The organism is Rhodococcus sp. NPDC058505, assembly GCF_042720095.1.
GTDB lineage: Bacteria > Actinomycetota > Actinomycetes > Mycobacteriales > Mycobacteriaceae > Rhodococcus_G.
In genome coordinates, this window is the sequence record NZ_JBHXNB010000022.1 from 1 (window position 1) to 24039 (window position 24039).

25 protein-coding genes are annotated in these 24039 nt (G+C 72.2%); 15 read left to right on the top strand and 10 right to left on the bottom strand.

Annotated features, from left to right (window positions below; translation table 11 throughout):
- Positions 1 to 110: 110 nt before the first annotated feature.
- Entirely contained in the window at positions 111 to 1916 is a 1806-nt protein-coding gene (locus tag ACFWPA_RS15795) for an AMP-dependent synthetase/ligase (RefSeq protein ID WP_378570896.1), read from the bottom strand.
- A 116-nt stretch (positions 1917 to 2032) separates the two neighbouring features.
- On the opposite strand from ACFWPA_RS15795, the gene ACFWPA_RS15800 reads away from it, so the two are divergent.
- From ACFWPA_RS15800 to ACFWPA_RS15825, 6 genes are all read left to right on the top strand, one after another.
- A complete protein-coding gene (locus ACFWPA_RS15800; RefSeq protein ID WP_378507942.1) occupies positions 2033 to 2425 on the top strand; it encodes a polyketide cyclase / dehydrase and lipid transport in 393 nt (130 codons plus the stop codon).
- Between the two features lie 34 nt (positions 2426 to 2459).
- On the top strand, positions 2460 to 2897 hold the full coding sequence (locus ACFWPA_RS15805; protein ID WP_378507941.1) for an SRPBCC family protein: 438 nt from the start codon (positions 2460 to 2462) through the stop codon (positions 2895 to 2897).
- Between the two features lie 29 nt (positions 2898 to 2926).
- Entirely contained in the window at positions 2927 to 4171 is a 1245-nt protein-coding gene (locus ACFWPA_RS15810; protein ID WP_378570899.1) for an ArsA family ATPase, read from the top strand.
- On the top strand, positions 4168 to 4548 hold the full coding sequence (locus ACFWPA_RS15815; protein WP_378570901.1) for a hypothetical protein: 381 nt from the start codon (positions 4168 to 4170) through the stop codon (positions 4546 to 4548). Before ACFWPA_RS15810 ends, ACFWPA_RS15815 begins: the two co-directional genes overlap by 4 nt.
- Positions 4545 to 5519 carry an ROK family protein gene (locus ACFWPA_RS15820; RefSeq protein ID WP_378570903.1) on the top strand — a complete coding sequence of 325 codons (975 nt, stop codon included), beginning with the start codon at positions 4545 to 4547 and terminating at the stop codon, positions 5517 to 5519. The genes ACFWPA_RS15815 and ACFWPA_RS15820 overlap by 4 nt, the downstream gene beginning before the upstream one ends.
- Positions 5520 to 5615: 96 nt before the next feature.
- Complete coding sequence (locus tag ACFWPA_RS15825) at positions 5616 to 6317, top strand: lysophospholipid acyltransferase family protein (protein ID WP_378507937.1); 702 nt, start codon at positions 5616 to 5618, stop codon at positions 6315 to 6317.
- A gap of 15 nt (positions 6318 to 6332) precedes the next feature.
- Here ACFWPA_RS15825 and ACFWPA_RS15830 read toward each other — a convergent pair whose 3' ends face one another.
- Positions 6333 to 7637: a glycosyltransferase 87 family protein gene (locus tag ACFWPA_RS15830; protein ID WP_378570905.1), complete on the bottom strand. Its 1305-nt coding sequence runs from the start codon at positions 7635 to 7637 to the stop codon at positions 6333 to 6335.
- A 63-nt stretch (positions 7638 to 7700) separates the two neighbouring features.
- Between ACFWPA_RS15830 and ACFWPA_RS15835 the strand changes: the two genes are divergently transcribed.
- The 4 genes from ACFWPA_RS15835 to ACFWPA_RS15850 all read left to right on the top strand — a co-directional run bounded on the left by ACFWPA_RS15835 (position 7701) and on the right by ACFWPA_RS15850 (position 10553).
- A complete protein-coding gene (locus ACFWPA_RS15835) occupies positions 7701 to 8189 on the top strand; it encodes a polyadenylate-specific 3'-exoribonuclease AS (RefSeq protein WP_378570907.1) in 489 nt (162 codons plus the stop codon).
- Positions 8190 to 8270: 81 nt separating this feature from the next.
- The gene (locus tag ACFWPA_RS15840) at positions 8271 to 9656 is read left to right on the top strand and encodes a class II 3-deoxy-7-phosphoheptulonate synthase (protein ID WP_378507934.1); all 1386 of its coding nucleotides are present in this window, start codon (positions 8271 to 8273) and stop codon (positions 9654 to 9656) included.
- 139 nt (positions 9657 to 9795) lie between these two features.
- Positions 9796 to 10194: a VOC family protein gene (locus ACFWPA_RS15845; RefSeq protein WP_378570909.1), complete on the top strand. Its 399-nt coding sequence runs from the start codon at positions 9796 to 9798 to the stop codon at positions 10192 to 10194.
- Positions 10191 to 10553, top strand: coding sequence for a VOC family protein (locus tag ACFWPA_RS15850; protein WP_378570911.1), 363 nt, complete (start codon positions 10191 to 10193; stop codon positions 10551 to 10553). Before ACFWPA_RS15845 ends, ACFWPA_RS15850 begins: the two co-directional genes overlap by 4 nt.
- Before the next feature lie 18 nt (positions 10554 to 10571).
- Here the strand turns inward: ACFWPA_RS15850 and ACFWPA_RS15855 are convergent, their stop codons facing one another.
- Both ACFWPA_RS15855 and pknB read right to left on the bottom strand, forming a co-directional pair.
- Positions 10572 to 10973 (bottom strand): hypothetical protein, encoded by a 402-nt coding sequence (locus ACFWPA_RS15855; protein WP_378570913.1) that lies wholly within the window; start codon positions 10971 to 10973, stop codon positions 10572 to 10574.
- Between the two features lie 66 nt (positions 10974 to 11039).
- Positions 11040 to 13052, bottom strand: coding sequence for a Stk1 family PASTA domain-containing Ser/Thr kinase (gene pknB, locus ACFWPA_RS15860; RefSeq protein ID WP_378570915.1), 2013 nt, complete (start codon positions 13050 to 13052; stop codon positions 11040 to 11042).
- A 123-nt stretch (positions 13053 to 13175) separates the two neighbouring features.
- Here pknB and ACFWPA_RS15865 point away from each other — a divergent pair, with 123 nt between their 5' ends.
- Both ACFWPA_RS15865 and ACFWPA_RS15870 read left to right on the top strand, forming a co-directional pair.
- Entirely contained in the window at positions 13176 to 13541 is a 366-nt protein-coding gene (locus tag ACFWPA_RS15865) for an Rv2175c family DNA-binding protein (RefSeq protein WP_378570917.1), read from the top strand.
- A 53-nt stretch (positions 13542 to 13594) separates the two neighbouring features.
- Positions 13595 to 14482 carry an SDR family oxidoreductase gene (locus ACFWPA_RS15870; protein WP_378570919.1) on the top strand — a complete coding sequence of 296 codons (888 nt, stop codon included), beginning with the start codon at positions 13595 to 13597 and terminating at the stop codon, positions 14480 to 14482.
- An 18-nt stretch (positions 14483 to 14500) separates the two neighbouring features.
- Here the strand turns inward: ACFWPA_RS15870 and ACFWPA_RS15875 are convergent, their stop codons facing one another.
- The 4 genes from ACFWPA_RS15875 to ACFWPA_RS15890 all read right to left on the bottom strand — a co-directional run bounded on the left by ACFWPA_RS15875 (position 14501) and on the right by ACFWPA_RS15890 (position 19767).
- A complete protein-coding gene (locus ACFWPA_RS15875; RefSeq protein WP_378570941.1) occupies positions 14501 to 15409 on the bottom strand; it encodes a phytoene/squalene synthase family protein in 909 nt (302 codons plus the stop codon).
- Between the two features lie 11 nt (positions 15410 to 15420).
- Positions 15421 to 16974 carry an alpha-(1->6)-mannopyranosyltransferase A gene (locus ACFWPA_RS15880; protein ID WP_378507928.1) on the bottom strand — a complete coding sequence of 518 codons (1554 nt, stop codon included), beginning with the start codon at positions 16972 to 16974 and terminating at the stop codon, positions 15421 to 15423.
- A 142-nt stretch (positions 16975 to 17116) separates the two neighbouring features.
- The gene (gene crtI / locus ACFWPA_RS15885; protein WP_378570924.1) at positions 17117 to 18679 is read right to left on the bottom strand and encodes a phytoene desaturase family protein; all 1563 of its coding nucleotides are present in this window, start codon (positions 18677 to 18679) and stop codon (positions 17117 to 17119) included.
- Positions 18679 to 19767 carry a polyprenyl synthetase family protein gene (locus tag ACFWPA_RS15890; RefSeq protein ID WP_378507926.1) on the bottom strand — a complete coding sequence of 363 codons (1089 nt, stop codon included), beginning with the start codon at positions 19765 to 19767 and terminating at the stop codon, positions 18679 to 18681. The genes crtI and ACFWPA_RS15890 overlap by 1 nt, the downstream gene beginning before the upstream one ends.
- Before the next feature lie 59 nt (positions 19768 to 19826).
- On the opposite strand from ACFWPA_RS15890, the gene ACFWPA_RS15895 reads away from it, so the two are divergent.
- A complete protein-coding gene (locus ACFWPA_RS15895; RefSeq protein ID WP_378507925.1) occupies positions 19827 to 20804 on the top strand; it encodes a methylenetetrahydrofolate reductase in 978 nt (325 codons plus the stop codon).
- 12 nt (positions 20805 to 20816) lie between these two features.
- On the opposite strand, the gene ACFWPA_RS15900 is transcribed toward ACFWPA_RS15895, so the two are convergent.
- Complete coding sequence (locus ACFWPA_RS15900; RefSeq protein WP_378507924.1) at positions 20817 to 21287, bottom strand: MarR family winged helix-turn-helix transcriptional regulator; 471 nt, start codon at positions 21285 to 21287, stop codon at positions 20817 to 20819.
- A gap of 53 nt (positions 21288 to 21340) precedes the next feature.
- On the opposite strand from ACFWPA_RS15900, the gene ACFWPA_RS15905 reads away from it, so the two are divergent.
- Entirely contained in the window at positions 21341 to 22174 is an 834-nt protein-coding gene (locus tag ACFWPA_RS15905; protein ID WP_378507923.1) for an alpha/beta fold hydrolase, read from the top strand.
- 80 nt (positions 22175 to 22254) lie between these two features.
- Here the strand turns inward: ACFWPA_RS15905 and zapE are convergent, their stop codons facing one another.
- Positions 22255 to 23286 (bottom strand): cell division protein ZapE, encoded by a 1032-nt coding sequence (gene zapE / locus ACFWPA_RS15910; RefSeq protein ID WP_378507922.1) that lies wholly within the window; start codon positions 23284 to 23286, stop codon positions 22255 to 22257.
- A gap of 98 nt (positions 23287 to 23384) precedes the next feature.
- On the opposite strand from zapE, the gene ACFWPA_RS15915 reads away from it, so the two are divergent.
- Positions 23385 to 23963: a TetR/AcrR family transcriptional regulator gene (locus tag ACFWPA_RS15915; protein ID WP_378507921.1), complete on the top strand. Its 579-nt coding sequence runs from the start codon at positions 23385 to 23387 to the stop codon at positions 23961 to 23963.
- The last annotated feature ends 76 nt before the right edge of the window (positions 23964 to 24039 follow it).

A 24039-nucleotide genomic window follows, 5' to 3' on the forward strand; every position in this document is an offset into this window, starting at 1 on the left:
GGGGGCGTGCCGGGGCGCCGGGCGCCCGCGGCGGCGTTTCCGCCGGGGCGGGCGGCTTTTTTCTTACCCCCCCCCCCCGAAAAACCCCCCCCCCACGGCGGCGGAGCCGATCAGCCGTAGATGGCCTCGATCTCGGTGCCGCGGTTCTGGTGGATGATGTTGCGCTTGAGCTTGAGCGTCGGGGTGAGCTCGCCGGTCTCCTCGGTGAAGTCGAGCGGCAGGATCCGGTACTTCTTGATCGCCTCGGCATGCGAGACGAGCGTGTTGGCCTCGGCGATCGCGGCGTCCACCTCGGCGACCAGGTCGGGGTCGGCGAGCAGGTCCTCGATGCTGGATCCGGCGGGCTTGCCGTTGCGTTCGACCCAGCCCGGCCACGCCTCCGGGTCGATCGTGATCAGCGCGCCGATGAACGGCTTCTGGTCGCCGACCACCAGCGCCTGGCTGATCAGGGGGTGCGCCCGCAGGTGATCCTCGAGTCCGGCGGGGGCGACGTTCTTGCCGCCCGCGGTGACGATGATCTCCTTCTTCCGGCCCGTGATGGACAGGTAGCCCTCGGTGTCGAGGGAGCCGAGATCGCCGGTGTGGAACCAGCCGTCGACGATGGCCTCCCTCGTCGCGGCCTCGTTCTTCCAGTACTCGGTGAACACCACCGGGCCCTGCAGCAGGATCTCGCCGTCCTCGGCGATCCGGACGGCGTTGCCCGCGAGCGGCTTGCCGACGGTGCCGATCTTCTGGTGGCCGGGGGTGTTGACGGTGATCGCGGCGGTGCTCTCGGTCAGCCCGTAGCCCTCGTAGATCGTGACGCCGAGGCCGCGGAAGAAGTGGCCGAGGCGGGCGCCGAGCGGTGCCCCACCGGAGATGGCGAGCTGGCACTGGCCGCCGAGGGCCGCCTTGAGCTTGCTGTACACCAGCTTGTCGAAGACGGTGTGCTTGAGATTCAGCACGAACCCGGCGCCGCCGGTGTCCTGCGCCTGGCTCCACCGCACGGCCACCTCGGCGGCCAGGTCGAAGATCTTGCCCTTGCCCTCGTTGTGCGCCTTCTGCTGAGCGGTGTTGAAGACCTTCTCGAACACCCGCGGCACCGACAGGATGAAGTCCGGCTTGAACTCGCCGAAGGTGGCGACGATGTTCTTGGTGTCCGAGGTGTGGCCGACGGTCGCGCCCGCGTTGAACGCGGCAAGGCTGACCGCCCGCGCAAGGACGTGGGCCAGCGGCAGGAACATCAGGTTCCGCCTGCCCGGCTGCAGCAGCTCGCCGAACCCGGACGTCGCGATCGCCTGCGACTCGGCGATCAGGTTCGAGTGGGTGAGCATGCAGCCCTTCGGGCGGCCGGTGGTGCCGGAGGTGTAGATCAGCGTCGCCGGGTCGGCTGCCTGCAACGCGGCGGTCCGCGCTCGAACCTCGTCGTCGGCGATCTCGGCGCCGCGTTCGACGAGGGCGGCGACGGCGCCAGCGTCGCCGTCGGCCGGCTCGATGCGCAGGACCGCGCGCAGCGTCGGGAATTCGTCGGTGACCCCGGCGACGGTCTCGGCGTGCTCGGCGGTCTCGACGATCAGCCCGACCGCGGCGGAATCCTCGAGGATCCACCGAACCTGGTCCGCGGACGAGGTCTCGTAGATCGGCACGGTCACCGCGCCCGCCGCCCAGATCGCGAAGTCCAGGATCGGCCACTCGTAGCGGGTCGAGGACATCAGCGCGACCCGGTCGCCCGCCCGAACACCGGACGCGACAAGGCCCTTCGCGACCGCGGTGACCTGCTCCGCGACCTCGCTCGCGGTCACGTCGGTCCAGGTGCCGCCCGTCAGCTTCTTGAACACCACCAGGTTCGGTGTCGTGGCGGCGTGGGCGAACACCGCGTCGACCGCGGATCCGTCCGCCGGAACGGCGAAGTTGAGCGGGACACTGAATTCACGCACGTGAGGCCTCCGAACCTGCGAATACTGACGAGTAGGTATTACTCGGGGTCCACTCTAAACCTTGCGGGATGCGACCTGCGCCACGTCCGTGGCGGCCGATATGTGAAGCTGTCCGGGTGAGCAGCATTCAGGTCGCGGACCAGACCTTCATCGCGGCGGCACCCGAACGGGTCGCGGCCTGCCTGTCGGCGCAGGCGAAATGGGGTCGCTGGTGGCCGGATCTGCGTCTGCAGGTGCAGGAGGACCGCGCGGAGAAGGGGATCCGGTGGACCGTTGCCGGTGCGCTGACCGGCACCATGGAGCTCTGGCTCGAGGCCGAACTGGACGGCACGATCGTGCACTACTTCCTGCACGCCGAGCCGGCCGGGGTGCCGCCCGAGAACGTTGCGGCACTGGACCTTGCCGGCATGAACCACGCGCGCAGGCTCGCGGGCAAGGTGGTCACCTTCGAGGCGAAGCGGGAGCTCGAGGCGGGACGCGCCGCGGGAGAGTCCCCGCTGGCCCGGTGACCCCGGAACAGCCGTAGGAAAGGAACGTTCCGCCATGGCCGAGAAGACCGAGAGGTCGATCACGATCGCCGCGACAGCGGAGCAGGTGATGGACGTGATCGCGGATCACCGCGCCTACCCGGAGTGGGTGGCGGCCGCGAAGTCCGTCGAGGTCGTCGAGGCCGGTCCGGCAGGGCGTGCCCGCCGGGTTCGCTTCGAGCTCGATGCGGGCATGGTCAAGGACACCTACGTGCTCGAGTTCGCGTGGGCCGCGGACGGTCGATCGGTGTCGTGGGAACTCGTGGAGGGCGAGATCCAGCGGGCGCAGTCCGGGTCGTACACGCTCGAACCGCAGGCCGACGGTTCCACCCTGGTGACGTATCGGCTGACGGTGGACCTGACGATTCCGATGATCGGACTGTTCAAGCGCAAGGCGGAGCGGGCGATCACGGACACCGCGCTCACCGAACTGAAGAAGAGAGTGGAGGGCTGACGCCGCGGGAGGACGACGCGCACCCGCGGGTGCGGTTCGTCGTCGGGAAGGGCGGGGTTGGCAAGTCCACGGTGGCGGCGGCGACCGCGCTCGCCTTGGCACGCACGGGTTCTCGGGTGCTCGTCGTGTCGCTCGACCAGGCTCATTCGCTGTCCGAGGTGCTGGGTGTCCCGCGCAGGCCGGGAACCGCGCAGGACGCGATCCGCGACGTTCCCGGTGTCGGGGCGGGCGGCGCCGTCGAGATCCTCGAACTGGACACCCTCGCCGTGCTGGAGCAGCGGCTCGCGGTCGCGGCGGCGCTGGTGCCGTCCGGGCCCGACCACGACCATGGGTTGACGCTGCCCGAGCCGGAGGAGCTGACCGCGCTGCCCGGCGCGCAGGAATTCGTCGGGCTCGCTGAGGTCACGACGCTGGCGGGGAGCGGCGACTGGGACGAGGTGGTGGTCGACTGCCCGGCCACCGCGGACACCGTGCGGCTGTTGACCGCCGCCGATCTCGTCGCGGACGGCGTCGAGCGGATCTGGCCACGGCACGCGCGCGCCACGATCGGGGCGGGGGCCCAGCAATGGCAGCTGCTGGCGGCGTTGCTTGCGGACCGGCTCGTCGATGCGACGGCACCGATCCGGGCGCTGCTCGGCGACCCGGACCGGGCCGGGGTGCGGCTGGTGGTCGAACCGCGGGCGGTGGCGGTGGCGGAGGCGCGGCGAACCGTGACGGCGCTGGCGCTGCTCGGCCTCGAACTCGACGACGTCGTGGTGAACGGTGTTGTCCCGCAGGATGACTCCGCAGGGAACCGGATCCCGGGCTCGGTGGCCGCCGAGTGGTTGGCGCGCAGGGGGGCGGCCCAGGCCGCCGCCCTCACGGGCCTGCGGGCCGCGCTCGCGGACATACCGGTCCACGTCGTGTCCGACCGCGGCGACGACCCGGTAGGGTGGGACGCTCTCGGCGCCCTCGCCGACGACCTCGCCAAGGCCGCCGTCGGTGCCGCGACGTCGCGGGGCGGGTCCCGGGCCGAACATGGATCGAGTGTCGAACACGAATCGGGGGTGGGGGTGGACTCGGTGTACGCGTTGCGGGTGCCGCTTCCGCTCGTCGACCCGGCGTCAATCACCCTCGGCCGGATGGGCGACGACCTGCTGATCGGCGCGGCCGGGGTGCGTCGACGGATGCCGCTCGCGTCGGTGCTGCGCCGCTGCGAGGCGGTCGGCGCCGACGTCGAGGACGATCGGCTCGTGGTGCGATTCCGCCCCGACCCCGAGGTGTGGCCGCAGTGACCGACGATCACGCGGCCGTGATGGCCGAGTTGCGGGCGTTGGCGACCGCGGCCATGGACCGCTTCGAACCGCTACTCGAACGCGCGCTTGAGGTCGCGGCCGCCGTCGCGGAGCCGGACCCCGACGCACCGGCGGACCCGGGCGCCGGGTGCGGCTGGTGCCCGGTGTGCGCGCTCGTCGCGCTGCTGCGCGGCGAATCGCACGAGCTGCTGACACTGGTTGCCGCGCAGGTCGCCGCGCTGCTCACGCTGGTGCGGACGCTCCTCGACGAGCACCGTCCGGAGCCGTCCGAGGAGGGGCCGGCCGCCGACCCGACACCGAATCGGCGCGCATTCGTGCCGATTCGGGTGCAGACCCGGGACAATCCGGAGGCATGAGCGAGCACACACCGCAGCCGGGCACCGGCCCGACCATCGGGATCGACGTGGGCGGCACCAGCATTCGCGCCGCGGTGGTCGACGCGGCGGGGCAGGTCCTCGACACCGCGCAGGCCCCGACCTCCCGATCGGTGTCCGCGCTGCAGGACGCCCTCGACCGGACCGTGCGAGAGCTGATGTCCCGCAACGACGTCGACGCGATCGGTCTCGCCGTTGCCGGGTTCGTGTCGGAGGACCGGACGAATCTGCGGTTCGCACCGCATCTGCCGTGGCTGGATACTCCGGTCGCCCGCGAGCTGAGCGAGCGCGTCGGCCTGCCGGTCGTGCTCGAACACGACGCCAACGCGGCGGCGTGGGCCGAACGCCGGTTCGGCGCGGCGACCGGCGCTGGCACCGTGGTCACGGTGGCGATCGGTACCGGCATCGGTGCCGCGCTGCTGATCGATGGCCGCCTCTACCGCGGCAGCTACGGGGTGGCGCCGGAGCTGGGGCACCTGCAGGTGGTGCCGGACGGCAGGCCGTGCTCGTGCGGCAAACGCGGCTGCCTGGAGCGGTACTGCAGCGGAACGGCCCTGGTGGACACCGCGATCGAACTACTCGCCGCGGACCCGTCGGGGTCGACGGTGCTCGCCGCGGAGGTGGCCCGCGACCCGGGGGCGCTGACCGGGCGGCGCATCGCGGGCGCCGCGCGGGACGGGGACCGGGTGGCGATGCTGGCGATCGCCGAGTTCGCGCGGTGGCTCGGCGTCGGCCTGGCCACCGTCGCCGACGTCTTCGACCCCGAGCTGATCGTGATCGCCGGCGGCGTCGCGAGCTCGGCCGGACTGTTCCTCGACGACGCCCGCGAGCACTATGCGCGGACGCTGACCGGTGCCGGGCACCGGCCGCTGGCGCGGATCCGCACCACCCAGCTCGGTGAGGCGGCCGCGATGATCGGTGCGGCCGCCCTGGCGCGCGCCGCCCGCCGGTAGCGGCCAGCGGGCCGCGGCGGCACCCGCGGGCGTCCGGTGTGGCCGGTCGCACGGCTCGTCGGTACAGTTCGCGGGACAACAGGCTCGGGAGGCGTCGTGTGGTACTGGCTGTTCAAATACGTCCTTCTCGGGCCGATCCTCATCGCGCTTGGCCGCCCCAGAATTGAAGGGGCGGAGCATCTTCCGCAGACGGGTCCGGCGATCCTGGCGAGCAACCACCAGGCGGTGATGGATTCGTTCTATCTGCCGTTGCGGGCGCCGCGGCGGATCACCTTTCTCGCCAAGAGCGAATACTTCACCGGGACCGGGCTCAAGGGCCGATTCCAGAGGTGGTTCTTCACCGCCGCCGGCCAGGTGCCGATCGACCGCACCGGCGCCGACGCGGCGGCCGATGCTCTCGCGGCGGGCCTGCGGGTGCTCGGTGACGGCCGACTGCTTGGCATCTACCCGGAGGGCACCCGGTCCCCGGACGGGCGGCTGTACAAGGGCAAGACCGGGATGGCCCGCCTTGCCCTCGCCGCGGGGGTGCCGGTGATCCCGGTCGCGATGATCGGGACCGACACCCTCAACCCGATCGGATCGCGGTGGCCGCGGCCGACGAAGATCGTGATCCGGATCGGCGAGCCGATCGACTTCACCCGCTTCCACGGGATGGCGGGCAACCGGTTCGTCGAGCGCGCCGTCACCGACGAGGTGATGTACAAGCTGATGAAGCTCTCCGGGCAGGAGTACGTCGACGTCTACGCCGCGGGCCTGCGGTCGGCGCAGGCCCGGCCCGGCGGCGACCGGACCGGGTGACGCCCGACGGCACCGTCAGGCGACCGGGACCGGCGCGGCGGCGGGCCGATCGACCACCGCGGCGGCCGCGACCCGCGGAAGCCGGACGAGCGCGAGCAGCACCAGGGTCGCCACCGCCCACCACACGTACGACGACGCGAGCAGCTGGTCCACCAGCGACCACCCGAGCCCACTGGTGCGGCCCGGCGTGAGCCGCCAGTGCGGCGCGATGACCATCAGCGCGACCCCGCCGAGCGTCCACCCGGTCCACATCGCCCGCTGCCCCGGCGTCAGCGGGCGGCGGCCGAGCGCCAGGTGACCACACGCCATCAGCAGCGGCACCACCCACACCCAGTGATGCGACCACGACACCGGTGACGCGAGCAGGCCGAGCAGCGCGGTCGCCGACAGCGCGAGCACCGGGTGCCCCGCCGACAGCGCCCGACGGATCGCGACCACCGCGACCACGAACAGCGCCGCGCAGCACACCAGCCACACCACGGACCGCGCGGACCCCTCCAGCCCGAGGCGGGCCAGCATGCCGGTCAGGGACTGGTTGGCCGGGTACGCGGGCCTGCCGATGCGGTTCGAATCGAGCAGCGTCTCGGTCCAGTACTGCCTGGCGTCGGAGAAGCACAGCACGAAGCCGAGCGCGGTCCCGGCGAGGAACCCGACACCGGTCATCACGGTGGCCCGAATGTCCTTGCGCAGCAGGAAGTACAGCACGAAGACCGCGGGAGTCAGCTTAACCGCCGCGACGAGGCCGACCAGCAGGCCGCGGGGCCACGGCGTGCGCGGCAGCAGGCAGTCCGCCGCCACCGCCGCCATCAGCAGGAGGTTGACCTGCCCGTAGTCGAGGGTGGAGTACACCGGTTCCAGCAGCAGGGCACCGGCGAAGATCGCCGGGGCCGTCCACACCGCGACCCGGCGGTCGATCACCCCGAGCGTGTGCAGGGTGAGCGCGACGGTCCCCGCGAGCGCGGCCAAGGACAGTGCGGTGAGCACGGCGCTCGCCGCCTCGAGGCTGATCGTCGACAGCGGTCCGAACACGATGGCCGCGAGCGGGGGATAGGTGAACGGCAGCGTCGATCCGAGTGCGGTCGGGGGCATCGCGCCGTACAGGGCGGCGCCGTTCGCGAACGCGGCGCCGCCGAGCCGGTACACGTCCAGGTCGATCCGGTAGTAGGCGCCGAGCTCACGCAGTCCCGGCAGCCCGACCAGGTTGTACGCGATGCCCGCTGCCGCAGCGAGGAGGATGCCGATCCGCAGCGTCAGCCCTGCCGGGGTACCCGCATCGGGAAACCAGGTCCGGGTCGGCGGTCGCTCGGGGGTCGGCAGCACGTCAGTCCTTCGGGTCGGGGGCGGTCGTGTCACCAGTGTGCCGGGCGCATAGGGTTGCCCGTCGTGCGCTACTTCTACGACTGCGAGTTCATCGAGGATGGTCGCACAATCGACCTGGTCTCGATCGGTGTGGCGGCCGAGGACGGCCGGGAGTTCTATGCCGTGTCGACCGAGTTTGATTCGTCGCGGGCGGGGAAGTGGGTGCGCAGCAACGTCCTTCCCAAGCTGCCGCCGCAGACGTCGCCGGTGTGGAAGAGCCGAGAGCGGCTGCGTGCGGACCTGCTCAAGTTCCTGATCCCGCGGCCCGGAGTGGTTCCCGAGCTGTGGGCGTGGGTCGCCGCCTACGATCACGTCGCGTTCTGCCAGCTCTGGGGCGACATGACCGCGCTGCCGCCGTCGCTGCCGCGGTTCACCAGGGAACTCAAGCAGTACTGGGAGGACGCCGGGCGGCCCGTGATCCCGGCCGCACCGACCGACGCCCACGATGCCCTTGCCGATGCCCGGCATAACCTGGCGAAGTTCGAGGCGATCCGCCTCGCGACGCGGCGCTGACCGGGCCGGGCAGCGGTCACGGTAGGGCGTCGATCACACCCGGCCGTGACCGCCCACCCGCGGACCGAATATCCTGGATCGGTGAACTGGACCGTCGACGTGCCGATCGACCGCTTGCCCGAACTCCCGCCGCTGCCGGTGGCGCTCCGACAGAGGCTGGACGAGGCGCTGAGCAAGCCCGCCGCGCAGCAGCCGTCGTGGCCCGCCGACCAGGCGGCCGCGATGCGCACCGTCCTCGAGAGCGTCCCGCCGATCACGGTGGCCAGCGAGGTCGAGGACCTGCAGGCGCAGCTGGCGTCCGTCGCCCGCGGCGAGGCGTTCCTGCTGCAGGGCGGCGACTGCGCGGAAACCTTCGCCGACAACACCGAACCGCACATCAAGGGCAACATCCGCACCCTGCTGCAGATGGCCGTGGTACTCACCTACGGTGCGTCGCTGCCGGTGGTGAAGGTCGGCCGGATCGCGGGCCAGTACGCGAAGCCGCGGTCCTCGGACACCGACTCCCTCGGCCTGCTGTCCTACCGCGGTGACATGGTCAACTCGCTGGTCGCCGACGAGGCCGTCCGCGTGCACGATCCGTCCCGGCTGGTCCGCGCGTACGCCAACGCCAGCGCCGCGATGAACCTGGTTCGCGCGATCACCGCCGCTGGCGAGGCGGACCTGCACCGGGTGCACGACTGGAACCGCGCGTTCGTCGCCTCGTCCCCGGCCGGTGCCCGGTACGAGGCGCTCGCCGCCGAGATCGATCGGGGCCTGCGGTTCATGGATGCCTGCGGGGTCGTCGACCCGAACCTGCAGTCCGCGAAGATCTTCGCCAGCCACGAGGCCCTCGTCCTCGACTACGAGCGGGCGATGCTGCGTCTCGACGAGACCGGGGATCACCCGAAGCTGTACGACCTGTCGGCGCACTTCCTGTGGATCGGCGACCGCACCCGCCAGCTCGACGGCGCGCACATCGCGTTCGCGGAGCTGCTCGCGAACCCGATCGGCCTGAAGATCGGCCCGTCCACGACGCCGGACATGGCCGTCGAGTACGTCGAGCGCCTCGACCCGACGAACAAGCCGGGCCGGTTGACGCTGATCTCCCGGATGGGCAACGGCAAGGTCCGCGAGCTGCTGCCCGCGATCATCGAGAAGGTCCAGGCCACCGGCCATCAGGTGATCTGGCAGTGCGACCCGATGCACGGCAACACCCACGAGTCGTCGACCGGCTACAAGACCCGGCACTTCGACCGGGTCGTCGACGAGGTGCAGGGCTTCTTCGAGGTGCACAACGCGCTCGGCACCCACCCGGGCGGCATCCACGTCGAGCTGACCGGCGAGAACGTCACCGAGTGCCTCGGCGGCGCGCAGGACATCTCCGACGTGGACCTGTCCGGCCGCTACGAGACCGCCTGCGACCCGCGGCTGAACACCCAGCAGTCCCTGGAGCTGGCCTTCCTGGTCGCCGAGATGCTGCGCGGCTGATCCCGCCTCCGCCCGCTTTCGCGGCCCGCCCCGGCCTGGTCCGGTGCGGGCCGCGGTGCGTTCCCCGGTCGAACGTGTCGCACCCCGCGGCTAGGGTCGCGGTGATCGATGAATCCACACCGAGAGTGAGGCACGCATCATGAAGATCACCGAACCGCAGCTCGGGGCGCCCTGCTGGGCCGAACTGGGCACCACGGACGTGGCGGCGGCGGGCGCCTTCTACGGCGCACTGTTCGGCTGGACCGCGGAGCAGAACCCGAATCCGGAGGCCGGCGGCTACACGATGCAGCTGCTCGGCGGTGACCCGGTCGCGGCGGCCAGCCCGCTCCAACAGCAGGGCCAGCCCGTCGGCTGGACGGTGTCGATCGCGGTCGAGGACGCCGACGCCACCGTCGCGGCGGCCACCGCGGCCGGGGCCGCGGTGCTGGCAGGCCCGATGGACGTGTTCGACCTCGGCCGGTTCGCGGTGCTCGCCGACCCGACCGGGCGGTCATCTCGCTGTGGCAGCCGCGCCGCTTCCCGGGCGCGGCCCGGTTGAACGAGACCGGCGCGCTGTGCTGGATCGAACTGCGCACCCGCGACACCGCCGCCGCGCAGCGGTTCTATTCCGAGGTGTTCGGCTGGACCGTGAACGCAGGCGGCGGGTACACCCAGTTCGGGGTGGACGGCGCGGACTTCGGCGGGATGATGGCGATGGGCGCGGACTTCCCGGAGGCAGTGCCGCCGCATTGGGCGCTGTACTTCGGGGTCGACGACGTTGACGCCTCCGCGGCACGGGCGGTCGAACTCGGCGGCGCCGTGCATGTGCCGGGCACCGATATCCCCGGCACCGGCCGGTTCGCGGTCCTCACCGACCCGCAGGGCGGCGGGTTCGCGATCTACACCCCGGCGACCTGACCGGGGGCGGGCGACGGCTCAGCTGCCGGTCTCCCACAGCGGGTACACGTAGTGGCCGGGTCCGCCGCCCGGCAGGGCCGAACCCGAGATGTTCGGCGCGTTGAACGGCAGCCGCACCAGTTCGTGCGGGTTCCCGTCCCGGTCGGCCTGCCAGCAGCCCGTCAGCACGCCGTGGAACGCGGTGCACACGATGCGGGTGCTCGTCCCGTACGGGGAGGTGAGCCGGTTCTTCGCGACGAACGGGTTCCAGTACTCGGGGTTGTCCGGGGTGAGGAAGTCCTTCGTGTCGAACGGCACCGACGGCGACGGGTAGTCGGGGATCGGCGGCCAGGCGTCGGCGGCGTTCGCCACCCCGGGGGTGGCGGCGAGACCCGCGGCGACGACGGCGGTGACGGTGAACAAACGCAGGCGCACGGGCATCGGGACTCCTCCGCTGGGTGTGTCCTTGATGTCGCGGGCGCTCGCGGGCGCGTTACCGGTGCGGGGTCAGGGCAGCGCGGTGAGGGTCACCGTGCTGCCCGGCTCGACGCGGGTTCCGGAGCCGGGGGACTGGGTGATCACCAGGGACCGGTCCGAATCGGCCATCTGCCGCACCTGCACGTCGAGCCCCAGCCGGACCAGCTCGTCCCTGGCCGAGCCGACCGAACGGCCAAGCATCGACGGCACCTTCACCCCGGTGGACACGGTCAGCGTCACGCTGGATCCGGCGCCGACGCTGGTGCCTGCCGCCGGGTCGGTGCCGACCACGTCGCCGGCGTCGACCTGCTCGTCGAACACCGTCCGGGTGTCGGCGACCACGATGCCGAGGGCGTCGAGGTCGGCGCGGGCCTGGTCGACCGTCCGGCCCCGCAGGTCCGGGATCTCCACCGGTGGCGAGCCCTTGCTGCGCACCACCTTCACCTGCGATCCGACGGGGAGCACCGTCCCCGGGCCGGGGTCGAGCGCCGCGACCGCACCGACCGGTGCCTTCGTGCTGAACGCCTCGCCGCCATCGACCGGGTCGAACGTCCGCGCCCGCAATTCGTCCTCCACACCGGCGACGTCGGCGCCGACGGCCAGGGCGGGGACCGCGGGCCTGCCGAGCGACACCAGCACCGCGACCGAGCCGTCCCGCGCGATCCGGGCCCCGCCGTCCGGGTCGGTGCCGAGCAGGGTGTCGACGGGGGCGGTGTCGGAGTACTCGCCGCGGATTTCGGTGGACAGCCCGGCCGATTCGATCGCCGCGGTCGCCGCCTCCCGGGTCATCCCGGTGACGGTCGGGACGGAGGTGTAGCGCCCCGAGCCGAGCCACCAGCCGCCGACCCCGACCGCGACGGTGAGCAGCGCGATCACCGCCACCCAGATCAGCATCGTGCGCCGGGATCGGGCGCGTTCGGCGGGAAAGTCCGGGAACTGGTAGCGGGCCGGGTCGTGATGGTCCCCGCCCGTCTCCGGTTCGGTCGCCTCCCGACGGGTTTCGACGGTGACGACCCGGGTCGGCTGCGGTGCGCCGTGCTCGACGGCGGGATGCGCGGGCGCGGCGGCGGTGAGCGCGGTGGTCGGCGCGGCGGCAGCGACCTCCGTCGGCGCCGCGGATGCTGCGGCGCCCGCGACCTGCCTGGCCGCGCTGAGGTGCTGGGCGGAGCGGCGGGGTGCGGGCACCCGGTACTCGGGCAGGCCGAGGGCGCGGGCCGCGCCGCGCAGCGCGGCCGCCATCTCGCCTGCGTGCGCGTAGCGGTCGTCGGGGTCGCGGGCGGTGGCCTGCAGCACCAGGCGGTCGAACTCGGCGGGCACCCCCGGGATCGCCGAACTCGGCGCGGGGACGTCGGAGTTGATCCGCTGGTAGGCGATCGACAGGGAGGTGTCCCCGGTGAACGGGGTGCGCCCGGTGAGCATCTCGAACAGCAGCACCCCGGTCGCGTACACGTCGCTGCGGGCGTCGGCGTTGCCGGACGTCACCTGCTCCGGCGACAGGTACGCCGCGGTGCCGAGGATCACGCTCGAGGACGTCGCGTTCGATCCCGCGACCGCCCGGACCAGACCGAAGTCGGCGATCTTCACGTCCCCGGCGTCGGAGATCAGCACGTTCTCCGGTTTGACGTCGCGGTGCACCAGCCCGGCACGGTGCGCCACCGCGAGGGCGTCGAGCACCGGCCCGGCGACGGCCGTCGCGGCGTGCGGGGGCATCGGGCCGCGTTCGCGCAGCAGTTCGCGGAGCGTGCCGCCCGCGACCAGGTCCATCACCAGGAAGGCGTGCTCGCCGTCGATGCCCTGGTCGTGCACCGCGACCAGGCCGGGGTGGCTCAGCCGGGCCACCGCCCGCGCCTCGAACTCGAACCGGGACAGGAACTGCGGATCCTGCGCGAACTTCGGGTCCATCACCTTGATCGCGACGGGCCGATCCAGGCGCAGGTCCATGCCGCGATACACCATCGACATGCCGCCGCGCGCGATCGGGGCGTCCACCCGATAGCGTCGGTCGAGCAGCTCGCCGATCAGCCGCTGATCACCCGGACCCACCCGCGGATACCTCGTTTCCTCGTCGTCACGATTGACCGCCACCGGAGCGGGCGGATCGCCATCGTCGGCATCGATGGTAGCCAGCGGCGGCGGCCGGTGGCCGCACCCGATACCGTTACCGGTGTGAGTGCCATTCCGTACACCGACGACGTCCTCGATCCCACCGTCTCGCTGCTGCAGTTGCCCGATGTGGCGAAGTGGCTCGGCATCGTCGTCACCAAGGTGCACCAGATGCTGCGCGACGGCGAACTCATCGCGGTGCGCCGCGACGGCATCGTCTCCGTGCCCGAGGCCTTCTTCGCGGACGGCGGTGTTGTTCGGATGCTGCCCGGGCTGCTGGTCGTGCTCCGCGACGGCGGCTACACCGACGCCGAGATCCTGCGCTGGCTGTTCACCGAGGACGAGACGCTGCCGGGGACGCCGATCGCCGCCATGCACACCGACGCGGCCCGTGAGGTGGTGCGCCGCGCGCAGGCCATGGCGTTCTGACGCCGACCCGCGTTCACGACCGATCGGCGCCGCCGCCGACGTAGCCTGGGACCATGACTGGTCCGGCGGGCAAGGTCGTGTTGATCACCGGTGGCGCGCGCGGGGTCGGTGCGGAGCTGGCCCGGCGGCTGCACCGCCGCGGCGCCCGCCTGATCCTCGCCGACCTCGACGAGGCGCCGCTGCACGACCTCGCCGCCGAGCTCGGGGACCGGGTCGTTGCCGTGGTCGCCGACGTCACCGACCTGCCGTCGATGGAGGCCGCGGTCGCGGTGGGCGTCGACGCGTTCGGCGGCATCGACATCGTGGTCGCCAACGCGGGGATCGCCAGCTACGGATCCGTCCTTGCGGTGGACCCGGCGGCGTTCCGGCGGGTCATCGACGTCAACGTCGTCGGCGTGTTTCACACCGTCCGCGCCGCCCTGCCGTCGATCATCGAGCGCCGGGGATACGTCCTGGTGGTGTCGTCGCTCGCCGCCTACACCTCGGCGCCGGGGCTGGCCGCGTATCACGCGTCGAAGGCGGGCGTGGAGTACTTCGCGAACACGCTGCGGCTTGAGGTCGCGCACCGCGGCGTCGATGTCGGGTCCGCGCACATGGCGTGGATCGACACCCCGCTGGTGCGGGACGCGAAGGCGGACCTCGGCGCGTTCCGGCGGATGCTCGACGCCCTCCCCGGCCCGCTCGGGTCGACCACATCGGTGCAGGCCTGCGGGGCACGGTTCGAGCGGGGCATCGACCGCCGCGCCACCCACATCGACGTCCCCGGCTGGGTCGGCGTGCTGCGCTGGCTGCGCCCGCTGGTGCGGACCCGGCTCGCCGAACGCGACCTGCGCAGGCTCACCCCGACCCTGCTGCCGGAGATGGACGCCGAGGTCGCCGCGCTGGGCAGGTCGGTCAGTGCCCGCACCCGCGCGCTCGGCGACGGGCACACCGCCGGGTAGCCGCGGGCGCGCCGCCGGTCAGAGCAGCGCGCGGGCCACGATCGCGGCCCGACGCCGCCGCGGCACCAGCGCCCGCCGGTCCAGCACCCGGTAGCCGCCGCGTTCGATCTCGTCGAGGATCGCCGCGTACAACTCGAACGCGGCGACCAGCCCCGGCCGCACCCGCGGGGCGAGCATCGCCAGCCCGGGCTCGGCGAGCCGGTACCAGTGCCGGTTGACGGCCACCAGATGCGCGAGGGCGCGCGCGATCCGCGGGTCCGATCGCCCCGACGCGCGGCAGGTCTGCAGCAGCGGCGCGTCAACGCCGAACGCGGCGAGCTCATCGGTCGGCAGGTACAGCCGCCCCCGGTCGAGGTCCTCGCCGACGTCGCGGAGGAAGTTCGTCAACTGGAACGCCTCGCCGAGGGCAGCCGCGGCCGGTTCGGCGTCGGCGCGGTCGGTGACGGTGCCGAGGATCGGCAGCATCTGCAGACCGATCGCGGCGGCGGACCCGCGCATGTAGCCGCGCAGCTCGGTCAGCGTCCGGTAGCTGGCACGGAACCCCGGAGCGCCGGGCACGTCCATCCGCATCGACGCGAGGAACACCGCGAAGTGGGCCGGGTCGATCCGGTACCGGCGGATGGTGTCGGCGACGGCGAGCACCACCGGCCGCGCACCCGCCGGCGATCCGGCCAGCGCACGGGTGAGTTCCGCCTCGACGGCGTCGATCTCGGCCAGGCAGTCGGCGGGTGGACGTCCCGCCAGCGCGTCGACGTCGACGATGTCGTCGACGGTGCGCGCGAAGCCGTACAGCGCGTGCACCGCAGGCCGGTCCCGGCGCGGCAGCAGGCGGGTCGCGAGGTGGTAGCTCCTGCCGTGTTCCGCGCTGAGCCGTCGGCAGTGGCGGTAGGCCGCGGCGAGGTCGCCGTCGCGCGGCGGGACGGACACGGTGGTCACGGTCAGTCGTGGGCCGCGGTGGCCAGCGGCGCCGCGGCGGGCGCACGCCCGGACCGCAGCCGCAGCGGGTCCACGGTGACCAGCGACCGCGCCGCGACGACCGCGGCGAACGTCGCGAGCAGCACGTGCGGCAGCGAGTACAGGCCGATCGACCCGTCCGGATTGAACATCAGCATCAGCCAGGTGGACAGGCCGACGAGCACCATCAGCGTCGTCGTCGACATCGCGAAACCGGCGGCGATCGCCAGCGGCCACGAGTAGTACCAGGGCAGCGCGGCGGGGGAGAGCAGCACGATCACGACCAGCGCGACGAGGATGCCGAGCACCGCCTGTCGCGGCGTTCTGCGGAACCGCCACCACACGGCGACCAGCGCGACGACCATCACCAGCGCGGAGACCGCGCGGGTGACCTCGAGCACCGGGCCGAGCCGCAGCCCGGTGAACCAGGACGTGGTGACCGTGATGACGTGCGCGACGATCGTCGGCACCGACAGCCAGTTGATGATCTTCGCCGACCCCTGCAGCGCGGTCAGCCAGCCCAGACCCACCCCGGCGACCGCGGAGCACACCGCGAACACCGCGACGAAGACCCCGAACCCGGCGCCGGCGGTGCGGGCGAACGACGCGAGCGGTGCCGGGGCGGGCCTGCCCTCGGCCTCGGCGCGTTCGCGTTCGTGGATCATCCAGATCCACACCACGAACGGCAGCGCGATCCCGGCCATCGCCTTCACCGCGACGCCGAGCGCGATCACCGCGATGCCCGCGAGATGCTTGCGGTCCAGCGCGAGGGTGATGCCCGCGACCATCAACCCGACCATCAGCAGCTCGTTGTGGACGCCGCCGACCAGGTGGATCAGCACCAGCGGGTTCAGGACGGCCAGCCACAGCGCGGTCGCCGGGTCGCCGCCGAGCTGGCGGGCCAGCCGCGGCAACGCCCACATCATCAGCGCGAGGCCGGGCAGCATCGTCAGCCGCAGCAGCATCGTCCCGGCGATCACGTTGTCGCCGCTGATCGCGGTGATGCCCTGCCCGAGCAGCAGCGAGACCGGACCGTATGGCGCGGTGGTCGTGGTCCACACGTTGCTGACGTTGTCGAGCAGCAGGCCGGGGTTGGCGACCGGGCCGACGGCGTACGGGTCGAACCCGTCGCGCAGCAGCGCGCCCTGCGCGAGGTAGGAGTAGGCGTCGCGACTGAACAGCGGCACCGACAGCAGCAGCGGCGCGGTCTGCGCGGCGATCACCCAGCGCAGCTCGCCGACCTCGACGAGCCCGGCGCGCACGTTCCTGCCGATCCGCACCCACGCCGCGACCATCAGCAGCACGCCGATCCACACGATGATCGTGGACAGGATGAAGCCGTGCCCAAACCGCAGCCACGACAGGTACATCGCCTCGAGCAACGGGTCGCTGCGGCGGACGGCGCCGGAACCGAAACCGCCGAACAGGATCATGATCGCGCCGAGGACGCCGAGGACGGTGGCATGACCGGCGTCGCTGCGCAGGAACGCGGCGACCGACCGCGGACGCGCGCCGGGCACGGGGGTGGGGGACGGCATCGGTTGCGGGTCCTCCCCTGATCGTGTGATGACGCTGCGGTGGCCCGGTCGGGTCACCGCGGCGGCGCGGTGGACCGGTGTCGGCGACCCAGTTTAGTGGTTCCGGCCGCGGACCCGGGCAACGAGCCCGCGGTGATGCTGTTCACCTGCCGTTCGCCGCCCGGACGGGCGCCCGGCCGAGGACCCGTTCGGCGGCGAGCCTGCCGGACAGCAGCACCGTCGGCACCCCCACCCCCGGGGTGGTCCCGGACCCGGCGAGGACCACGTTCTCGGCGCCGGTATCGAGGTTGCCGCGCCGGAACGGCCCGGTCTGCACGAACAGGTGCGCGGGACCGAACGGCGACCCGTCCGCCATTCCGCGGGCCGCCCAGGTGTGCGGTGTGTCGACGACGTCGACCCGGAAGTGGTCGACGATGCCGCGGTAGCCGCGCCGCTCCAGCACCGTGAGCAGCTCCCGGACGTACGGGTCGCCGAGCGCGGGCCAGTCCAGCGGCGCGCTGCGCAGGTTCGGGCACGGCGCCAGCACCGACAGCGGCTCGTGGTCGATACCGTCGCGGACCAGCCGCAGCCCCGGGTCGGTGCACGCGGGCCGGGTCAGCAGCAGCGACGGATCGCTCATCAGCCTGCCCCGCCCGCGGCGCGCGGTGATCTCGGTGAAGGTGCGGTCCCAGGCGGCGCCGAAGTCGATGGTGTGGTGGCCGCTGTCGGCCCAGGCCCGCGTCACCGACGTCGGGATGGTGCCGTGCGCGACGACCGCCGACGGCGAGTGCCGCACCGGGCGGCGGGGGAGGCGGCGCCGCGGCAGCAGCGCCTCACCGGATCCGAGGTCGGCGGTGACCACGACGACGTCGGCGTCGATCACGGCGCCGTCCGCGGTCCGCACCGCCGTGGCGCGGCCGCCGTCGTGGTCGATGCCGGTGACCTCGACGCCGAGGCGCACCGTCCCGCCCGCCGCGGTGAGCGCCGCCGCCATCGTCTCCGCGACCCGGTGCATCCCACCGTCCGGGAACCACACCCCCATCGAGGTGTCCATGTGCGCGATCGCGCCGTACACCCCGAGCGCCCGCGCAGGCGCGACCCCGGCGTACAGCGCCTGGAACGTGAAGATCCGCTGCAGCCGCGGGTCGTTGACGTGGTGCGCGACCGCGGGGCCGAGCCTGCCGAATCCGCCGTTGCGCAGCAGCGTCCACAGGTCGCGGCGCGCGGCGCCGGTGCGGACCAGGTCGAGCGGGGAGTCGAAGTTGGCGTCCATGAAGCTGTCGAAGTCGGCGGTGAAGATCGTCGCCAGCCACTCCCGCAGCCTGCGGTACCGGACGGCCTCCTCCGGGCCCGCGACGCGGGTGATCTCGGCGGCCATCGCGTCCGGGTCGGCGAACACGCGGAGCGCGGTGCCGTCCGCGAACCGGGCGTGATACGACGGGTCCAGTCGGCGCAGGCGCAGCGGCGGGGTGAGCGTCTCGGCCCGCGCGCCGACCGCCGCGAGGGCGTCGTCCACCAGTTCCGGCATCGTGAGCACCGTCGCGCCGTTGTCGATCTGGTATCCCGGTCCGGCATGGACGCCGACCCGGCCGCCGACCGTGGTGTCCCGTTCCAGGACGGTCACCTGGCGGCCGGCGCCGCGCAGGTGCAGCGCGGCCGCCAACCCGGACAGCCCGGCGCCGATCACCACCACCCGGTCCGTCGGCCCGGGCACCGCGCGCACCATCAGGCGCTGCGGCGGCCCACCGCGACCGCCATCTCCCGCAGGCGGGTCTTGCCGTCGGCCGTCGCCGACGACGCGTCCAGCGCACGCAGCCCGGTCGCGGTCAGGTCGTCGATCCTGGCCTGCACGGCCGCGACGGCCCCGAGGTCGGTGATCACCTGACGCATCCGGTGCACCTGGTCGTCGTTGAGGTCGGCGCCGATGCCGCGCCGCAGGAAGTCTGCGGTGCCGGGGTCGGATGCGTCCGCCCGCACCAGCGCCTCCGCGAACAGCACCGTCCGCTTGCCCTCCCGCAGGTCGTCGCCGGACGGCTTGCCGGTGACCTCGGGGTCGCCGAACACCCCGAGCAGGTCGTCCTGCAACTGGAACGCGATCCCGATGTCGGTGCCGAACTCGCGGTACGCGGCGACCAGCGCGTCGTCGGCCCCGGCGAGCGCGGCACCGAGGTGCAGGGGACGTTCGATGGTGTAGGCGGCGGTCTTGTACCGGTTGATCCGCAGCGCCGCCGCCACCGACTCGTCGCCGGTCACCTCGGTGGTCACGTCGAGGTACTGGCCGCCGAGCACCTCGGTGCGCATCGCCGACCACACCGTCGCGATCCGGGCCTGCGCGGCGGCGTCGACGCCGGACTCGCGGATCAGGTCGTCCGCCCAGGCCAGCGCCAGGTCGCCGAGCAGGATCGCGACGGACTCCCCGTACTTCGCGGGGTCGCCCGCCCAGCCGCCCGCCCGGTGCCGGTTCGCGAACTCCACGTGCAGGGTGGGGAAGCCGCGGCGGGTCGCGGACGAGTCGATGATGTCGTCGTGCACCAGCGCGCACGCCTGCACCAGTTCCAGGGCCGAGCAGACCCGCAGCACCGCGTCCGCCTCCGGTCCGTCGGGGTCGCCGCCCGCGCCGAGCCAGCCGGTCCACGCGAACGCCGGGCGCACCCGCTTGCCGCCGCGCAGCACGAACGCCTCGAGCGCGGCCGCGGCGTCGGAGTAGGTGCCGCCGACACCGTCGGTGACGGTGCGCCGGGAGGCGAAGAAGGTGCGCAGCACCGACTCGACGGCCGCCGGGAGTGAGGTGGTCGAGTCGGGAGGGGTGCTCATGACCGCCACCCTATCGGTCACAGGTGAAGGCACCGGCGGGGCGCTGAGCTCCCGCCCCTATGATTGGAGCCGTGACTTTTGATGCCGTCAGGGGGCGGGCCAGCGAGGGATGGGTGACACACACCCCGTCGATCGTCGACCGCATCGGCGCCGCGGGCGGCCGAATCCCGTTCTCCGTCGAGTTCTCCCCGCCGCGCGACGCCGACGCGGAGGCGCGGCTGTGGCGGGCGGTCCGCGAGTTCGAGCGGATGGGCCCGGCGTTCGTGTCGATGACCTACGGTGCGGGCGGCTCCACTCGCGACCGCACCGTCCGCGTCACCGGCGAACTGGCGGAGGAGACCACGCTGCTCCCGGTGGCGCACCTGACCGCGGTCGGGCACAGCGTCGACGAGCTGCGCACCATGTGCGGCGCGTACGCGGACCGCGGCATCAGCAACATCCTGGTCCTGCGCGGGGACCCGCCGGGGGACCCGCTCGGTGAGTGGGTCAAGCACCCCGACGGCGTCGAGTACGCCGAGGACCTGGTCCGGTTGGTGCGCGACATGGGCGACTTCCACGTCGGTGTTGCGTCGTTCCCGGAGGGGCACTACCGCGCCCCGGACCTCGACCACGACACCCGGTACCTGGTGCAGAAGCTGCGGTCGGGCGCCGAGTACTCGATCACCCAGATGTTCTTCGAGGTCGACGACTACCTGCGGCTGCGGGATCGGGTCGCGAAGTTCGACGCCGAGCAGGCGGCGAAGCCGATCATCCCGGAGATCATGCCGATCACGTCGCTGCGGTCGGCGCGTCGCAGCCTTGAGTTGTCCGGGTCGAAACTGCCTGCGGCACTGGAGGAGCGGCTGACGAGGGCCGCTGGCGATGGGCCGGAGGAGAACCGGGCCGCGGTGCGGGAGGTCGGTATCGAGGTGGCGACGGAGCTCGCCGAGCGGCTGATCTCCGAGGGCGCCCCGTGCCTGCACTTCATCACCCTGAACTTCGCGCGGGCCACCCGTGAGGTGCTCACCAACCTGGGGCTCGCGAGCCACGCCGCGTAGCCGGGCGGCGGCTCAGCCGCCGCGACCTACACCGGCGTCCCGTGCATCGGCCGGGCCGTGTGGTGTGCGGGGGAGTGCGCGGAGGAGGTGGGTGAGGATGTCGCCGACGTCGGCGACCTCACGGTCGGGGAGCTGCCCGAAAAGCTGGTGAGCCCAGGCTTCGCGGAGCGTGGCGATTTTCTCGCCGATGGCGGCACCCTCGGTGGTCAGGGTCAACCGCTTGGCTCGGCCGTCGTCGGGGTCGGGTTCGCGAGTGATGAGCCGCTTCTCCTCAAGTGTCTCGGCGACCTGGGTCATGCGCCTGGGTGACGACTCGAGGTGATCGGCGACCACGCTCGGCCGGAGCGGTCCGTGTTCCCGCAGACAGGTGATTGCCCGCGCTTCGGTGGCGGTGACGCCGAGCATGGCGCTGCCCTGGTCGGCTGCGGCCGTCATGCGCATGCCCAGGATGGTCAAGAGGTCGAGTACGTCAGTGCGGTTCATGTCGTTTCCTAGATAATTTCCATTAGTAAGTATACGGTTTCTGGGTGCCTAGTATGTCGCTACCCACTCACGACCTGTTCTACGAGGAACGCGGAATCGGTTCTCCGGTACTGCTGCTCGGTGGTTCCGGGGAGCCGATGATCGCCTGGGAGTTCAGCGGCCTGATCGACGCTCTTGTCGCGGTCGGGCACCGGGTGATCTGGTTCGCCGCGCGCGGAGTGCAGCCGTCGGGATGCCCCCCGCTGCCCTGGTCGCTGGACGCGATGGCCGACGACGCGCTGCAGCTGCTCGACCACCTGGAGATTGCGCGGGCCACCGTCATCGGCTACTCGCTCGGCGGCTTCACCGCGGAACGAATGGCCCGCCGCGCACCGGCCAGGATCGATGGTGCGGTGCTGATGGCCAGTGCAGGCGGGGCCGACGGCACTATCCGCAATGCCGTCATCGACGCCGAGAACGCCTTCGCCGAACGTGCCGGGGAAGTTCCCCGGCCCTTCAGTCGCCTGATGACGTTGCTGACGGCGCTCGGCGGGGCCGAGCTGGCCGACTCCGAGAAGGTCGCCCAGTGGTGGAAGCTCCTGGCTCATCAGGGGGATCAGTGGGCGCCGCCGCATGGCGAGGTGGGTCAGGCGCAGGTGGCGTTGGACTGGAAGGACGCCGGTGGAACGGTCGGCGCACCGTGGCCAGCCGAGGTGCGGGCGGCGCTGGTCTACTTCGACCACGATCCGCTCTTCCCCGCCCACGAGTCGACCGCTACTGCACGACATTTGGGCGCGAACACCGAGATCGTGACGGTAGCGAACGCGGGTCATGCCGGGCTGCTGACCCGGCCCGACGAGACGGTCGCGGCGTTGAGTGGGTTGCTGGCCCGGTGGCGCACCGGGTAGGCCGCATGTGTCGGGTCCGCTGCCGGTGCTTCCGGCTATTCCTCTGCCATATCCCGTAGTGTCCGGCCGCCGGCCGATTCTTACGGTCGCCTCGAAATTGTGGTTGCCCGCGCCTGCCGACATCCGTCGACCGGCTCCGGTTCTGCCGCGTCGAGCTCGACGCGGCGAAGCTGCCCGAGCCGGCTGGTGATTCGTTCGATGTCGGCGGGCAGTTGTGCGCCGCCAGTGAGGGCCCGTAGGGGCGTCGTGGCGAGGAACGCGGCGGTGACGTCGCGGTCGTACAGCACGTCGACGACATTGGCGAACCGCTGTGTCGGCTCCCGTCCCGCCGAGCGCAGGTCCGGCACGCCGCCAATCACCCACCGGCGCCAGTCCCGGGTCAGCGCGAGGTAATCGGAGGGGGCGGTGGCTTTCTCGCACAGTTCGGCGAAGTCGATCCACAACCAGCCGTCCGCCGCGCGGCGGACCCGCATCGGGTGCCCGGCCGGCGTGAGGGTCGTGTGCTCATCCGGTCCCGGCGCGTGCAGCCCGAGGTGTTCGACCTGCTCGGGGGTGCCGGGGTGGAGCCACCACCCGGCGGCAAACCCCACGTCGTGGCCGGCGGTGATCCGGTAGTCGACGGGTCCGTCGACGGCGATGATCGTCAGGTTGCGCTCGAGCACCTCAATGGTGGGAACGAAGTCGTCATGGAAGAGGGGATTGGGCAGCAACTCCCGGGGCGGGTAGTTCGAGGTTACAACGATCCGGATCTCCCGGCGGAGGAGCGCGGGAAGCAGGCGGCCGAGGAACCTGCCGTCGGCGGGGTCGTGGACGTGGAACTCGTCGAAGCACACCACCTCCACCTCGCCGAGCAGATCCGCCAGGGCCGCGTCCAGGTCGTTGCGGTGCCTGCGAATGGCCAGGTGCAGGTCGCGGAAGAACTCGTGGAAGTGAATCCGCATCTTCCGATCGGTCGGCAGCGCGGCGAAGTACGCCGCCATCAACCAGCTCTTGCCCCGACCGACGGGGCCCCACAGGTACAGGTTCCGGTCGTCGGCGGCGAGGGCGGCCGCGGCACGTCGCTGCGCGTCATCGAGCGCGAAGCCCAATTCTGCTGCGGTCGACACAAACACGGATTCATCCACCCGGAGTGAACGGCGCGACTGGGGAGATTTGCGGGTCCAACGCATGCCGAAACTCTAGCAACGTAGAGTATTGAGAGGATGGAGACATGGCTCACCGTCGCTCCCGCCGAGATCTCATCTGCGAGGCCGCGCTCGACCTCGCCGCCGACGGCGGCAACCACGCGCTCACCCACCAGGGAATCGACGCGCGCCTCGGGCTCGCTCGCGGCTCGACCTCGTACTACTACCGGACCCGGCGCGCCCTGGTGTCGGCCGCGATCACGCGCCTGGCGACCCGATCCCGCGAGCACTTCGCCGATGCCGCCTCGTCGGATCCGCCGCGGACAACCGAGGAGGCGGGGCGGGTCATCGCGGACCACCTCGAGACGCTGCTGGTCGACCGTCGCAGGGACGTGCTGGCCCGGTACGCGCTCGCCGTCGACGCCGCGGGTGACGAGGAGCTCCGCGCGGGGCTGGCGTCGTGCCTGTTCTCGCTTCCCGCGGCGACGGCACTCATGGGCGCCCTCGGGGCACGCGATCCGGCGGTCGCAGCGCGCGACCTGATCAGCCTGCTCGAGGGACTGGTATTCGACTGCACCTTCGGGGCCCGTGCCCTCGCCCCCTGCGTCGATGACCGCCGCGCGACGATCCGGCTGTGGCTGGACACGCTCGTCGCGAGCCGGTGACGATCGCCAACGCGGGCCCGGCCAATCGAATCTCCGCCCCTCGCACCAGGTGTCCGATCCGGCCGCTCGATCCAGT

Coding starts and splice junctions, on each gene's coding strand:
- ACFWPA_RS15805 (WP_378507941.1), top strand. CDS start 2,460: ATGGCCGAGAAGACCGAGAGGTCGATCACGATCGCCGCGACAGCGGAG.
- ACFWPA_RS15820 (WP_378570903.1), top strand. CDS start 4,545: ATGAGCGAGCACACACCGCAGCCGGGCACCGGCCCGACCATCGGGATC.
- ACFWPA_RS15845 (WP_378570909.1), top strand. CDS start 9,796: ATGAAGATCACCGAACCGCAGCTCGGGGCGCCCTGCTGGGCCGAACTG.
- ACFWPA_RS15855 (WP_378570913.1), bottom strand. CDS start 10,973: ATGCCCGTGCGCCTGCGTTTGTTCACCGTCACCGCCGTCGTCGCCGCG.
- ACFWPA_RS15870 (WP_378570919.1), top strand. CDS start 13,595: ATGACTGGTCCGGCGGGCAAGGTCGTGTTGATCACCGGTGGCGCGCGC.
- ACFWPA_RS15880 (WP_378507928.1), bottom strand. CDS start 16,974: ATGCCGTCCCCCACCCCCGTGCCCGGCGCGCGTCCGCGGTCGGTCGCC.
- crtI (WP_378570924.1), bottom strand. CDS start 18,679: ATGGTGCGCGCGGTGCCCGGGCCGACGGACCGGGTGGTGGTGATCGGC.
- ACFWPA_RS15890 (WP_378507926.1), bottom strand. CDS start 19,767: ATGAGCACCCCTCCCGACTCGACCACCTCACTCCCGGCGGCCGTCGAG.
- ACFWPA_RS15895 (WP_378507925.1), top strand. CDS start 19,827: ATGATTGGAGCCGTGACTTTTGATGCCGTCAGGGGGCGGGCCAGCGAG.
- ACFWPA_RS15900 (WP_378507924.1), bottom strand. CDS start 21,287: ATGAACCGCACTGACGTACTCGACCTCTTGACCATCCTGGGCATGCGC.
- ACFWPA_RS15905 (WP_378507923.1), top strand. CDS start 21,341: ATGTCGCTACCCACTCACGACCTGTTCTACGAGGAACGCGGAATCGGT.
- ACFWPA_RS15915 (WP_378507921.1), top strand. CDS start 23,385: ATGGCTCACCGTCGCTCCCGCCGAGATCTCATCTGCGAGGCCGCGCTC.